The organism is Actinocorallia sp. B10E7 (genome assembly GCF_039871655.1).
Classification (GTDB): domain Bacteria; phylum Actinomycetota; class Actinomycetes; order Streptosporangiales; family Streptosporangiaceae; genus Actinocorallia.
In genome coordinates, this window is sequence record NZ_JBDPLZ010000005.1 from 651,290 (window position 1) to 665,074 (window position 13,785).

Here is a 13,785-nt window from a genome sequence, read left to right on the forward strand (position 1 = left end):
TCAGGGAAGCGCGAGGGACGCGGGCTTGAAGCCTCCCGCGACGGCCGTCACGTTTCCGCTGTTCGCGGGTACGCGGGCGTAGCCGTCGGCGTCGGTGCGCACGGTGGTGCCGGAGGCGGTCACTTGCGCGTCGCGGACGGGGCGGGGTGTGGGGTCTTCGGGGACCCGGGCGGTGACCCGAACGCGGACGGTCTTGCCGGGTCCGGTGCCCGCGGCAGTGAGGGCGAGTTGCGGCTGCCGCACCCCGGGGCAGTCGGCCTGGGCGGGCAGCCCGCTGGAGCGCACACCGTCCACCTCGCTCTCGACGGTGCCCTTGACCTTCGCGGGCTTGGTGATGGTGAGCCTGCCGCGCAGGTGTCCGGGATGGCGCCCGGTGGCCTTGAGGTCGGCCTGCCAGACGCCCAGGAGCGTCGGGCTCGGCGTGGCGAGCGACTCGGTGCCGGTGAGGAAGGTCCGCCCGTCGTCGGAGTACCGGTCGTAGCGCACCTTCCACTTCCCGGCCGCGAAGGTGCCGGTGAAGTCGAGCGTCGCGGTGCCGGAGCGGCGGCCCTCGACCTTCCTGCCGCGCACCTGGCGCGAGGCGATGCCCCGGTAGTCCTTGTAGGGGACGGACCAGCGAGCGTAGTCGACGGTGTCGAGGTCGACGACGGGACGCGGCGCGGTCGGCCTCCGGGCGGGGAACCGGATGATCCGCATCCGGACGTCGGCCGCGCCCGTGCCCCCGGCCGTCGGGGTGAAGGGCTCCTCGGTGATGACGGCGCGGGTGCTGTCGTGGAACCAGTCCCAGCCGCGCATGACCCAGCCGTCCTGGAGGACGACGGGCTGGCCGCCGTAGGTGCCGCGCTGGCCCTCGCGGTCCATGAGCCAGCGTTCGTTCATGCACCGCCGGTTGTTCCACAGGGCGGCCCGGCCGATCTGGGCGAACGCGGTCGTGTCGAGGAACGTCGGGCGCCGGAGCCGGGTGACCACGTCCATCCGGTCCAGCCCGCGTGCCGAGGCGTAGGCGCTGGTCCGGCCGTCCGGCGAGCCCTCGTACATCTCGTTGTAGTCGAGATCCTCGGTGATCTTGCGGCGGTGCCCGGTCGCGAGGTCGAGCTCCCAGATGTCGTAGTTCAGCGCGCTGCCGGTGGCCCGGTAGACGAGTGTGCGCCCGCCGTCGAGCCAGCCGCCCCCGGTCTCGTAGTACCGCCCTCCCTCCTCCCATCCCGTGGGATCGGAGCCCAGCCGGTAGGCGGGGTTGAGCACCCTGGGAGAGGTGACGACGTAGCGCTTCGCGCGCCGCTCGAGCCCGGCGAGCAGCATGACGGGGCCCTCGGTCATGCGCACCTCGGTCCAGGTGAGGTGCTTTCCGTCCGGGTGCAGCCGGGGCTCGCGGTTCTGCGCGCCCTGGAGGAGCCCGTCCCTGGGCAGCACGATCGGCAGGACCTCGCGCTCCCGGCAGTCCTGCAGGCTCGGCGTGCATTCGACGACCTGGTGCTGGATGTCGGACGCGCCGGCGGCCGCCCCGGCCATGAGCGCGCGCTTGCCGTCGGGGAAGGGCGAGGCCTCCCTGGCCCCGTCCAGGGCCCCGCAGCTGATGCAGCTGAAGCCGGGGCCGCCCAGTTCGATCGCGGCGACCTGGGCGGTGCCCCGGTAGGTGACGTTGGCGATCACCCACTTCTCGCCGGCGATGAGCTTGAGGGAGTTGGCCTGGCCGGAGTTCAGCGTGACGCCGGGCGGCATCGCGACGGTGGACTCGACCTCGATGGGCTCCAGCGGTGCGGGCGAGGACGGCGCGGCCGTCCGGGTGAGGTCGGGGACGGTGCCCGTCTGCGTCCACCCGGTCAGGGCGGCGGACACGAGGAGCAGACCTATGACGGCCTTACGACCGTGGCGTACGGGGTGTCGGTGTCGCATGGTGACTCCTCGGCCGGTCAGGGGAGGGTGAGGGTCGTGGGCTTGAAACCGCCTGCGGAGGCCGTGACGGTCCCGCCGGTCGCGGGCACGCGGGCGTAGCCGTCGGCGTCGGTGCGCACGGTGGTGCCGAGGGTCGTCACCTTCGCGTCGCGGACGGGACGGGGCGTGGGGTCCTCGGGGACCCGGGCGGTCACCCGCACGCGGACGGTCTTGCCGGGGCCGGTGCCCGCGGCGGCGAGGGCGAGCCGCGGCTGTCGGATCCCGGGGCAATCGGCCTGGACGGGGACGCCCTTGAGCAGTTCGCCGTTGACCTCGCTCTCGACGGTGCCCTCGAACTTCGCCGGCTGCCGGACGGTCAGGGCGCCGCGCAGGTACCCGTTGTCCCGTCCGGTGACCTTCAGGTCGGCCTTCCAGTCGGCGACGGCCGAGGCCAGGGGCGTCTTCAGGGACTCGGTGCCGGTGACGAAGCTCTGCCCGTCGTCGGAATACCGGTCATAGCGAACCTTCCACTCTCCGGCCAGGAAGGTGCCGGTGAAGGTCAGCTTCGCGGTGCCGGAGTGCTCGCCGTGCACGACCCTGCCGCGGATCTGCCGGGCGGCGACCGCCTTGTAGTCCTTGGCGGGCACCGTCGACTTCGACAGGTCGAGGCTGTCGAGGGGGACGACGGGGGTGGGCCTGGCAGGCTTGCGGGAGGGGAAGCGCAGGACCCTGATGCGGATGTCCGGCTGGTAGCCGGGCGTCCCGGTCCGCGCGGTCACGTGCTCTTCGGCGATCAGGGCGCGGGTCCCGTCGGGATACCAGGACCAGGAGCGGATGGTCCAGGCGTCCTCGGTGATGACGGGCTGGCCGCCGTAGGTGCCGCGCTGGCCCTCGCGGTCCATGAGCCAGCGTTCGTTCATGCACCGCCGGTTGTTCCACAGCCCGACGCGGCCGATCTGGGCGAAGGCCGCCATGTCGATGAACGGCGGGCGCTGGAGCCGGGTGAACACGTCCATCCGGTCCAGGCCCCGGGCGGAGGTGTAGGCCAGCCAGCGGTCGTCGGGAGAGCCGTCGGTGCCCTCGTTGTAGTCGGTGTCGGTGGTGACCCGGCGGTACTCGCCGGTCGCCAGGTCGAGGGTGAAGATGTCGTAGTTCAGGGCGCTGCCGCTGGTGGCGCCGACCTTCAGGGTCCGGCCGCCGTCGAGCCACTGCCCGGCCTCGTAGTAGGCCCCCGCCGCGACCCAGTCGGCGGGGTCGTCACCGAGCTTGAAGGCGGGGTTGGCGACGCGCGGCCCGGTCACGACGTACCGGTCCTCGCGACGCTCCAGCCGCCCGATCGTCATCCGGGCGCCTTCGAGGGCGCGGACCTCCGTCCAGCGCAGGTGTCGGCCGTCCGGGTGGAGCTGGACGGCCCGGTTCTGGGCGCCCTGCTTCAGCCCGGGGACGGGGAAGCGGACGGGCACGAGCTTCGACGTCCGGCAGTCGTAGACGCTGGGCGCGCACTCCAGCACCGAGTAGTGGATGTCGCCTGTCCCGCCGCTGGCGCCGGGCGCGCCGGAGCCCTCGGGGACCCGCTCCACCCAGAGCTTCTTCCCGTCGGGGAAGACCTCGGTGCCGCGCGCGGTCTTCAGCTTCCCGCAGGTGACGCAGGAGAAGCCGGAACCGTCCGGCAGCATCACGCCGACCTGCTCCTCGCCCCGGTAGACGATGCTCATGACCAGGTGCCGGCCGTCCGGGGCGAGCCGGACGCCCTGGGAGGAGGACGGCTTCACCCCTTCGGGGAGGGCGATGTCCCGGTCGACCTCGACCGGCTCGAAGGGCGGGGGCGGGGTGGAGCCCCGCGGGGCGGCGGCCAGGTCGGTCCGGACGGGCCGGTCGGCGCAGGAGCTCAGCAGGAGCGCGCCGCTCAGGAGCGCGACGCCCGAGGCCGTGAGGCGGCCTCGGGGGGATCTGGGGAGTCTCATGGACACAGGAGTCCAGCGCGGGGCGATGTGGGCCGCGTCGGAGGAACATCGGAGTTCCATGTGAGAACACGAGAGATCGCCTGTGGCCCGCCGTCACGGGGTCTTCACGGCAGGTTCACGCCGTTCTCTCATGAAGCCCTGGTTGTATGGAAGGCGTTATGGCCGCAGAGAAGATCCTCGTGGTGGACGACGAGCCCAACATCCGGGACGTCCTGACGACGGTGCTGGAGTTCCACGGGTTCGAGGTGGCCACGGCGGCCACGGGCGCCGAGGCCGTGGCCAGGGCCGAGGCGGACAGACCGGCCCTGATCGTGCTGGACGTGATGCTGCCCGACGTCGACGGGCTGACGGTCTGCCGGGACCTGCGGGCCAGGGGGCACCGGTTCGGGATCGTGTTCCTGACGGCCCGCGACTCCCGTTCCGATCTCGTCTCCGGCCTGACCTACGGCGGGGACGACTACATCGCCAAGCCCTTCGAGCTGGACGAGTTGCTGGCGCGCGTCCGGGCGGTCCTGCGGCGGGTCGGGGCCCAGGCCGAGCCCGAGCCGGCGGTGCTGCGGGTGGGGGACGTCGAGCTCGACGAGGACACCTGCCAGGTGAGCCGGAACGGCGTCCCGCTGCGGTTGTCGCCGACGGAGTTCAAGCTGCTGCGCCATCTGATGGCCAATGCGGGCCGGGTGCTCTCCAGGGCCCAGATCCTGGACGCGGTCTGGGACTACGACTACAACGGCATGTCCAACGTGGTGGACACCTACGTCGGCTACCTGCGTCGCAAGCTCGACCCGCTGGGACCCCCGCTCATCCACACCCAGCGGGGCTTCGGCTACATCATGCGCGCCGAAGGGCACGGTCCGGGGTGACGCTGCGCTCCCGCCTGCTGCTCGTCATGATCGCGCTGACCGTGGTGGCGCTGGCGGTCACCGGGGCGACCAGCGCGTTCGCGCTGCGCTCCTACCTGGTCGGCCGGGTCGACGACCAGCTCCAGGGGGCGGCTTCGCTCGCGAGGCAGAGCCCGCTGCTGGCCGGGACCGACCGCTCGGAGGTGCTGCGCACGGCCATCGCCCCGACCGAGTACCTGGTGGAGACCCGCCGCGAGGACGGGACGCTCCTGGGCACCACCGGCAACGGCGACCTCAGGCCCGGCGTGCTGCTGGACCGGGCGCCCGCCCCTCCCGCCGGGGGGATCTCGGTTCCGGTGACGATCGACGCGGGCGAGGCCGGACGGTACCGGGCGGTCTCCTTCACCGGCCCCAACGGGCGGGTCGAGGCGGTCGTGGCGCTGCCGCTCCAGCCGGTCCGCGACACCGTCGTCCGGCTGCTGCTCGTGGAGTCGCTGACCGCGCTGGCCGTCCTGGCGGTGCTCTCGGCGATCGCCCGGCTGCTCATCGCCCAGGGGCTGCGTCCCTTGGACCAGATCGCGGAGACCGCCGGGGCCATCGCGGAAGGCGACCTGAGCCGCCGGGTGCGGGTGGCCTCGCCCGGGACGGAGGCGGGCAGGCTCGCCCTGGCCGTCAACGGGATGCTGGCCCGGATCGAGGGCGCCCTGTCGGCCCGCGCCAGGTCCGAGGAACGGCTGCGGCGGTTCGTCGCCGACGCCTCACACGAGCTGCGGACCCCGCTGACCTCGGTCCGCGGCTACCTGCAGCTGCTGCGCCTGGGCATCGTGACCCCGGAGGGCCGCCCGGACGCGGTGCGGCGGGCCGACGACGAGGCCGCGCGGATGGCGAAGATCATCGATGATCTGCTCTACCTGGCCCGCCTCGACCAGGAGCCCCGGCTGGAGCCGGGACCGGTCGACCTCTCCCAGGTGGCCGCCGACTCGGTGGCCGACGCGCTGACCGTCGAGCCGGACCGGCCGATCACCCTGGACGCGCAGGGGCCGTGCACGGTGACCGCCGACGAGGGGGCCGTCCGGCAGATCCTCGCCAACCTGCTGGGCAACGTCCGCGCGCACACGCCCCCGCGGGCCCCGGCGCGCGTCGCCGTGCGGGTGGAGGGGGACGAGGCGGTCGTCGAGGTCGCCGACGAGGGGCCGGGCATGGGGCCTGAGACCCTCGACCGGGCCTTCGACCGCTTCTACCGGGCCGCGTCCGCCGATCGCGGCGGCGCGTCCGGCAGCGGCCTCGGCCTGCCGATCGTCGCGGCGATCGCCCAGGCCCACGGAGGCTCGGCACGGATCCGCAGCGCCCCGGGCGAGGGCACGACCGTCCAGGTCAGGCTGCCTTCACGGCCGACTCATGACGAACTCCCATCTTCCTGACGTCGGTCCTTGAACCGGGGCTGGTGGGCTGGGCCCCATGAAGCGCAGTCCGTCGCGCAGAGCGGCGATCATCGTGCTGTCCCTGGGTCTGGTCTCGGGCGCGGCAGCCGGAGCCGACCGCTACCTCGCCCACCGGACGGCCGACCGTCTCGCGGAGCGGGCCACCTGCCTGCTGGAGGGCACGCCCGAGGTCTCGGTGTCGGGCTTTCCCTTCGTGGTCCAGGCGCTCACCCGGGAACTCGACGAGGTGCGGGTCACGGCGGACGGCGTCCGCCGCGGCGGGATCACCGTCTCGGCCCTCGACGTGCGGCTCTTCGGAGTGAGCGTCCCCGACGAGGGCGGTGTGGCGGTCGAACGGCTGGACGCGCACGCCGTCGTGCCGTTCTCCGCGATCGAGGACGCCCTGCCGCGGCAGGGCGGGGAGTTGTCGTATGAGAACGGCATGCTGGCGATCTCCACCGAGGTCCGGCGTGGCGGGCTCAGCGTGCCCGCCACGGTCCTGGCCGTGCCGTCGCTGGCCGGGGGAAAGCTGACGATCACCCCCGAGTACGTGAAGGTCCTGGGCCGGCTGCTGCCCGCACGGCGGCTTCTCGACCGGCTCGGCGAGCAGCCCGAGCTGAGCCGGGACCTGCCGGATCTGCCTGACGGGCTCGCCTACTCCGAGGTGGCGGTGACGGACGGGGGACTGCGTGTCGGGATGCGGGCCGCGGACCTCCGAGTGGACGGGTCCGAGAAGGCGGACGGAGGACGGTCGTGCTGAACCGGTTGAGCGCGTTGAGCGTGCGGCGTCCCCGGACGGTGCTGTGCGCCTGGGCGATGATCGTCGTCTCGGTGGCCGCGGCGGTGCTGATGTTCGGCCGTCCGACGGACGACACCCTGTCGCTGCCGGGCACCGACGCCCAGTACGCGGCGGACCTCCAGGTGCGTGCCTTCCCCGGCGAGGGCGGGGGTTCGTCGGGGACCTTGGTGCTGCACGCAGGCCAGGGCACCCTGGACGACGCCGCCCGGCGGGAGGCGCTCGACCGGACCGTCCGGCAGGTCGGGGCCGTGGAGCACGTGACGAGGGTCGTGCCCGCGTCCGTCCAGGCGGGCAGCGTCTCGGCCGACGGCCGGACCGGCTATCTGACCGTCGAGCTGGATCTTCCCGCCAGGGAGGTCGACGGGGCGCTCGTCCAGCGCCTGGAGGCGGCCGCCGCCCCGGTCGCCGCCACCGGAGTCGAGGTGATGCCAGGGGGTCGGCTGGCGGCCGCGGCCGAACGGGAGGGCTCGGCGCGCAGCGAGGCGTTCGGACTCGTGCTGGCACTGGTGGTCCTCCTCGTCGGGTTCGGAAGCGCCGTCGCGGCCGGGCTGCCCGTCGTCTCGGCGCTGGTCGGCCTGCTCTGCGGGCTCGGCGCCGTGGGCCTGCTCGGGCATCTGGCCTCGATCCCGTCGACCGCGGCCACCCTGGCGACCATGATCGGCCTCGGGGTGGGCATCGACTACGCCCTGTTCCTGCTGAGCCGCCACCGCTCCCTGCTCGCCGAGGGCAGACCGGTCCCGGAGGCGGTGCGCGAGACGGTCGGCTCCTCGGGGGCGTCGGTCGTCTTCGCCGGGATCACCGTGGTCATCGCGCTGAGCGGCCTGGCCATCTCCGGCATCCCGGTGTTGCGGACCCTCGCCTGGACGACGGGCCTGGTGGTCGCGGTCGCGGTCCTGACGGCGGTGACCTTCCTCCCGGCCCTCCTGACGCTGCTCGGCGAACGCGTCAACGCCCTGCGGGTCTTCCGGCGGCGTGATTCCGTCGAGAAGCCGTCGGTCCTCTGGGGAAGACTCGCCGACCGGGTGACCGGGCGTCCGTGGCGGGTGCTGCTCGGCTCGGTCGTGCTGCTGGGGGCGTTGACGGCCCCGGCCGTCGCGCTCGATCTCGGACAGGTCGACGCGGGCTCCGACCAGAGCGGCAATGTGACGCGGCAGGCGTACGAACTCCTGGAGGAGGGCTTCGGGCCGGGAGCCAACGGTCCGCTCACCGTGGTCGCCGAGACCGACGGACGGTTCTCCGGACCCGCCGACCCCGCTCTCACCGCCTTCGCCGAGAGCCTGCGGGGCACGAAGGGCGTCGCCTCGGCGGGTGAGCCCAGGGTCTCTCCGGACGGGTCGGCGGCCGTGGTGAAGGTCGTCCCGGCGACCGCGCCGAGCGACCCGGCCACGGCGGACCTGGTGGAGCGGATCAGGCGGCCGGACGTGCCGGGCCTGGAGCAGCACGTGGGCGGTCCGGTGGCCGCGAAGGCCGATCTAGCGGCGCTGGTCTCGGACCGGATGCCGGTGCTGATCGGCACCGTGCTCGGCCTGTGCGGGCTGGTGCTGCTCCTGGCGTTCCGGGCGCCGGTCGTGGCGGCCAAGGCGGTGGTGATGAACCTGGTCTCGATCGGCGCTGCCTACGGGGTGCTCACCGCCGTCTTCACCTGGGGCTGGGGAGCGGCGCCGCTCGGCCTGGAGGCTCCCGTCCCGATCGAGGGCTATGTCCCGATGATGATGTTCGCCGTACTGTTCGGCCTGTCCATGGACTACGAGGTCTTCCTGCTGACGGCGGTCCGCGAGAGCAGGCTGCGGCACGGGGACGACCGGCGCGCGGTCCGCGACGGCCTGGCCGGCACCGCCCGCGTGATCTCCAGTGCCGCTCTCATCATGGTCGGCGTCTTCGCCGGGTTCCTGCTCCACCCCGATCCGGTGATCAAGATGTTCGGCGTGGGTCTGGCGGCGGGCGTCGTCGTGGACGCCCTCCTGGTGCGCGGCTTGCTCGTGCCCTCCACCATGGCGCTGCTGGGCCGCGCCAACTGGTGGACGCCCGCCTGGCTCGCCCGGCTGCCCGATCCGCTCGCCGGGCACGTCCCGCCGGGGGGTCAGGGCAGCGTGAGCAGCCGGACGAGCTGTGCCCGGGTGCGCTCCCAGCGGGCGGCGAGCAGCGCGTCGTCGAACCGGACGAAGCGATAGTTCAGCGCGAGCCCGGAGATGGCGTTGAACGCGACGAACAGCCGGTCGTCGGAGTCGGGGTGGTGGTGGTCTCCGAAGAAGGCCGAGGCGTGCTCCAGCATCAGCCTGGTGATCGTCTGGTCGAGCCGCATGAGGCTCTGCCGGATCTCCGGCTCGGGCGGGCTGGCCGCCACGAACTGGAGCACGGCCTGGAAGACCGGGCCGCGGAACAGCTCCCAGAGCAGGTCGAGCAGGCCCTCGACGGTCAGCAGGTCGGGCCGGTCGGACAGGATCTTGGCCATGTCGTCGGCGGTGCGCTCGACCAGGTGGGAGATCGCGGCGGCCACCAGGGCGTCCCGGCTGGGGAAGTGGTGGACCTGAGCGCCCCGGGTGACGCCCGCGCGGGCCGCCACCTTGGTGGTCGTCAGCCCGGCGTAGCCCTCTTCGGCGAGCACCGCGACGGTGGCCTCGAGCAGCGCTTCGCGGGTGGCGGCGCTGCGCTCCTCCTGGGTGCGTCCGGCGCGCCCGCGGCCGGCGGATGTGGTCGGCATGCGGACAGCCTACCGAGCCTGTTGATTTACATACATTCATGTATGTATGTTAGTCGCGTCTGCTGAAGGGAGCCCTGATGGATCCGCGCCGCACCGTCGATCTCGCCCACGCCCTGCGGTCGTTCTCCCGTGCCGGTCTCCTCGACCTCCGGCGCCCCGACCAGCCGGCCCTGCTGCGGTGGGAGCTGCGCCGCTGGGGCGCACAGGCCGCCTCGGTACGGGCCGCCGCCCGCCGCCACGGGGACGGGATCGCGCTGGTGGACGACCTCGGAGAGCTGTCCTTCACCGAACTCGACCGCAGGTCCGACGCCCTGTGCCTCGCCTGGCGCGGCCTCGGCCTGGACGAGCGGAGCGTCGTGGCCGTCCTGTGCCGCGACCACCGCTGGCTGCTGGACTCCCTCTTCGCCGCCGCCAAGCTCGGCGCGACGGCCCTGCTCCTGAACACCGGCTCGGCCGGGCCGCAACTGGCCGACATCGCCCGCGGGGAAGGCGTCACCGCGATCGTGCATGACGAGGAGTTCGCCGAGGCGGTGGGCCACCTCCCGAGGGAGATCCCCCGCTTCACCGCCTGGACCGATGAGCCGCCTCCCGGAGGTCTGGGGGTCGCCCCCCGGATCGACCTGGCCGCCCTGATCCGCCGGGCTCCGTCCGGCCGCCCCCGGCCACCCGGCCGCGCGGGCGCGATCGTCCTGCTGACCAGCGGTACCACCGGCCCGCCCAAAGGGGCGCCGCGCCGGGTCCGGTCGCTGGACGCCGTGGCTCAGCTCCTGGACCGGGTGCCCTGGCGGGCCCGCGAGGCCACCCTGGTCGCTTCGCCCCTCTTCCACGGGACGGGGCTCGCGCACGCGCTGCTGGCGATCTCGCTGGGCTCGACCCTGGTCCTGCAGCGCCGCTTCGACGCCGCGCGGACCGTCCGGCTGGCCGCCGAGCACCGCTGCACCGCCCTGGTGCTGGTGCCGACCATGCTGCACCGCATCCTGGCCCTCGGCCCCGTGGACGACGCCGACCTGTCGCGGCTGCGGATCGTCCTCAGCGCGGGCTCCGCGCTGAGCCCCGATCTGGTGGTGCGGGCCCTCGACCGCTTCGGCGACGTGCTCTACAACCTCTACGGCTCCACCGAGGTCGCCACCGCCACCGTCGCCCGGCCGCACGAGCTGCGGCGGGCCCCCGGCACCGCGGGCCGCTGCCCGCGCGGCTGCCGGATCCGCCTCTACGACGAGGACGACAGGCCGATCGACCGGCCGAACGTCCAAGGGCGCATCTTCGTCACCAACGGCACCCGCTTCGACGGCTACACCGGCGGCGGCTCTCGGCAGGTCCTGGACGGGTTGATGAGCACCGGGGACGTCGGCCACTTCGACGAGGACGGGCTGCTCTTCGTGGACGGCAGGGACGACGACATGATCGTCAGCGGGGGCGAGAACGTCTTCCCCGGCGAGATCGAGGACCTGCTGAGCTCCCATCCGGGGATCGAGGAGGCCGTGGTCGTCCCGGTCCCGGACGCCGAGTTCGGCCGGCGGCTCAAGGCGTTCGTCGTGCCCGCCCCCGGCTCCCGGCTCACCCCCGAGGAGGTCAGGGAGTACGTGCGCGGCTCCCTGGCCCGCCACAAGGTCCCCCGCGACGTCGTGCTCGTCGACGACCTGCCCCGCACCCCGACCGGCAAGGTCCTGCGCCGCGCGCTCACCTGAGGAGGAAACAATGTCACGTTCGCTGGACGGCGAGGTCGTCGTCATCACCGGAGGCGCGCGGGGGATCGGGGCCGCGACCGCCCGTGCCGTCCTGGCGGCCGGGGCCCGGGTCGCGGTCGGCGACCTCGACGCCGCGCAGGCCCCGCCGGGCTGCCTGGCTCTGCCGCTGGACGTCACCGACCGGCCCGGCTTCACGGCCTTCCTCGACGAGGTGGAGCGGGAACTCGGCCCGCTGTCCGTCCTGGTGAACAACGCCGGGATCATGCCGGTGGCCCGGCTGGAGGACGAGCCCGACCAGGTGACCGGGGCCCAGTTGGCGATCAACCTGCACGCGGTCATCCACGGCAGTCGCGAGGCCGTGCGGCGGATGGGGGAAAGGCCGAGGGACGGCCGCCTCGGGCACATCGTGAACGTCGCCTCCGGAGCGGGCCGCCTGCCCGTCCCCGGCGGAGCCACCTACTGCGCGACGAAGTACGGCGTCGTCGGCTTCTCCGAGGCCCTGCGCGCGGAGGTGCGCGGCGCCGGGATCGAGGTCACCTGCGTGCTGCCCGGAGTGGTGCGCACCGAACTGGCAGCCGGCCTCACCCCGGTCAGGGGGGTGCGGGCGGTGACCCCGGACGAGGTCGCCGGGGCCGTCGTCGCCGCGCTGCGCCGGCCGCGCGCCGAGGTGTACGTGCCCAGATCGCTCGGCATGGCGCTGCGCGTCCGGGACCTCGTCCCCCGCGGGCTCGCGCGCCGCCTCACCCGGGCGATGGGCGGCGAGTCCCTGCTGCTGGACGCGGCCCGCACGTCCGAACGTGCGGCCTACGAGGCGCGGGCCACGCGGACGGGGGAGCAGCGATGAGACGTCCCGCCGCCCTCGCCCCCGGACTCCTGGACGACCTGGCCGCCAGGGTCGTCTCGACGGGCTCCGGAGAAGTCTCCGTGACGGAGGTCTTCACCGGCACGGAGCTGACCAGGCTGCCCCTCTCCACCCCGTCGAACGTGGCGAGCGCGGTGGAGAGGGCACGTGACGCGCAGGCCCGCTGGGCCGCGACGCCCGTCCGCGCCAGGGCGCGGGTCTTCGCCCGGTTCCACCGGCTGCTGCTGGACCGGCGCGAGCACATCGCCGACCTGATCCAGGCCGAGACGGGAAAGGCCCGCGCGCACGCCTTCGCCGAGGCGTCCGAGCCCGTGCTCACCACGGGCCACTACCTCGGGGCCGCGCCGGACCTGCTGAGGCCGCGCCGCCGCCGCGGGATGGTGCCGCTGGCGGTCGGCGTCACCGAGCGGAGGCTGCCCAAGGGCGTGGTCGCGGTCATCTCCCCCTGGAACTACCCCTTCGCGCTCAGCGTGTCCGACGCCGTGCCCGCCCTGCTCGCGGGCAACGCGGTCCTGGTGAAACCCGACCTCCTGACCCCGCTCAGCCCGCTTTACGGGGCGAGGCTCCTGGCGGAGGCGGGGCTGCCGGAGGGGCTGATGCAGGTGGTGCTGGGCGACGGCCCGGTGCTGGGCGCCTCGCTCGTCGAGACGGCCGACTACGTGGCGTTCACCGGCTCCACCGGGACGGGGCGCGAGATCGGGCGGCACACCGGGGACCGGCTCGTCGGCTGTTCCCTGGAGCTCGGCGGAAAGAACGCGATGATCGTCCTGGACGACGCGAGGCTCGGCGCGGCGGTGGCCGCGGCGGTGGAGAGCGCCTTCACCAACGCGGGCCAGCTGTGCATGCACATCGAGCGGCTCTACGTCCAGGACCGGGTCTTCGAGGAGTTCCGCGACCGGTTCGTCGCCGCGACGCGGGCGTTGCGGCTCGGCGCCCGGTACGGCTGGGGATACGACGTCGGCTCCCTGATCTCCCCGCGCAGGCTCGCCGAGGTCGGCGCGCACGTGGAGGACGCCAGGGCCAAGGGCGCACGGGTGCTGACCGGCGGCCGGCCCCGTCCGGACGTCTCCCCGAGCTGCTACGAGCCGACCGTCCTGGCGGGGGTCGAGCCGGGAATGGAGTGCTTCGACAAGGAGACGTTCGGTCCCGTCGTCGCCCTGTACCGGTTCGGCTCCGACGACGAGGCGGTCACCGCGGCCAACGCGACCGCGTACGGCCTCAACGCCGCGGTCTTCGGCGCCGACCGCCGCCGGGCGAGGCGGGTCGCGGCGCGGCTGCGCGCGGGCACCGTGAACGTCAACGACGGGCACATGGCCGCCTACGGGAGCATGGACGCCCCGATGGGCGGGCTCGGCCTGTCCGGGCTCGGCCGCAGGCACGGCGCGGAGGGCCTGCTCAAGTACACCGAGGCGCAGAGCCTGGCCGTCCAGCGGGTCCGGGTGCTCCAGCCGCCGTCCTTCCTGTCCCCGGAGCGTCACGCCGAGGTCGTGGCCGCCTCCCTCCGTCTTCTGCGCGCGCTGCGCGTGCGCTGATCCCGTCCCGAACCGAGAAGGGGGTCTTCCGGTCTAGAAAACATACATTCATGTATGTATGTTAGTTGCCGGTCTCTCACCGACCGGCCCCAACCCCAAGGAGC

10 protein-coding genes are annotated in these 13,785 nt (G+C 73.6%); 7 read left to right on the forward strand and 3 right to left on the reverse strand.

Annotation, left to right across the window (positions count from 1 at the left end; all coding sequences use genetic code 11):
- Together ABGB12_RS20925 and ABGB12_RS20930 are read right to left on the reverse strand one after the other, a co-directional pair.
- Window positions 1-1,896 (reverse strand): hypothetical protein, encoded by a 1,896-nt coding sequence (locus ABGB12_RS20925; protein ID WP_347680391.1) that lies wholly within the window; start codon window positions 1,894-1,896, stop codon window positions 1-3.
- Between the two features lie 17 nt (window positions 1,897-1,913).
- Window positions 1,914-3,839: a hypothetical protein gene (locus tag ABGB12_RS20930; protein WP_347680393.1), complete on the reverse strand. Its 1,926-nt coding sequence runs from the start codon at window positions 3,837-3,839 to the stop codon at window positions 1,914-1,916.
- A gap of 158 nt (window positions 3,840-3,997) precedes the next feature.
- On the opposite strand from ABGB12_RS20930, the gene ABGB12_RS20935 reads away from it, so the two are divergent.
- The 4 genes from ABGB12_RS20935 to ABGB12_RS20950 are packed head-to-tail and all read left to right on the forward strand — an operon-like array spanning window position 3,998 to window position 9,069.
- Window positions 3,998-4,699 (forward strand): response regulator transcription factor, encoded by a 702-nt coding sequence (locus ABGB12_RS20935; protein WP_347680394.1) that lies wholly within the window; start codon window positions 3,998-4,000, stop codon window positions 4,697-4,699.
- Window positions 4,696-6,099, forward strand: a complete 1,404-nt coding sequence (locus ABGB12_RS20940; RefSeq protein ID WP_347680395.1) for a HAMP domain-containing sensor histidine kinase — start codon at window positions 4,696-4,698, stop codon at window positions 6,097-6,099. Before ABGB12_RS20935 ends, ABGB12_RS20940 begins: the two co-directional genes overlap by 4 nt.
- A gap of 37 nt (window positions 6,100-6,136) precedes the next feature.
- A complete protein-coding gene (locus ABGB12_RS20945) occupies window positions 6,137-6,859 on the forward strand; it encodes a DUF2993 domain-containing protein (protein WP_347680397.1) in 723 nt (240 codons plus the stop codon).
- Complete coding sequence (locus tag ABGB12_RS20950; RefSeq protein WP_347680399.1) at window positions 6,853-9,069, forward strand: MMPL family transporter; 2,217 nt, start codon at window positions 6,853-6,855, stop codon at window positions 9,067-9,069. The genes ABGB12_RS20945 and ABGB12_RS20950 overlap by 7 nt, the downstream gene beginning before the upstream one ends.
- Here the strand turns inward: ABGB12_RS20950 and ABGB12_RS20955 are convergent.
- A complete protein-coding gene (locus tag ABGB12_RS20955; RefSeq protein WP_347680401.1) occupies window positions 8,979-9,599 on the reverse strand; it encodes a TetR/AcrR family transcriptional regulator in 621 nt (206 codons plus the stop codon). The genes ABGB12_RS20950 and ABGB12_RS20955 overlap by 91 nt on opposite strands.
- A 77-nt stretch (window positions 9,600-9,676) precedes the next feature.
- Here ABGB12_RS20955 and ABGB12_RS20960 point away from each other — a divergent pair, with 77 nt between their 5' ends.
- The 3 genes from ABGB12_RS20960 to ABGB12_RS20970 are packed head-to-tail and all read left to right on the forward strand — an operon-like array spanning window position 9,677 to window position 13,681.
- Window positions 9,677-11,287: an AMP-binding protein gene (locus ABGB12_RS20960; RefSeq protein ID WP_347680403.1), complete on the forward strand. Its 1,611-nt coding sequence runs from the start codon at window positions 9,677-9,679 to the stop codon at window positions 11,285-11,287.
- Window positions 11,288-11,297: 10 nt separating this feature from the next.
- Window positions 11,298-12,131 carry an SDR family oxidoreductase gene (locus ABGB12_RS20965; protein WP_347680405.1) on the forward strand — a complete coding sequence of 278 codons (834 nt, stop codon included), beginning with the start codon at window positions 11,298-11,300 and terminating at the stop codon, window positions 12,129-12,131.
- Entirely contained in the window at window positions 12,128-13,681 is a 1,554-nt protein-coding gene (locus ABGB12_RS20970) for a succinic semialdehyde dehydrogenase (RefSeq protein ID WP_347680407.1), read from the forward strand. The genes ABGB12_RS20965 and ABGB12_RS20970 overlap by 4 nt, the downstream gene beginning before the upstream one ends.
- Window positions 13,682-13,785 lie beyond the last annotated feature (104 nt).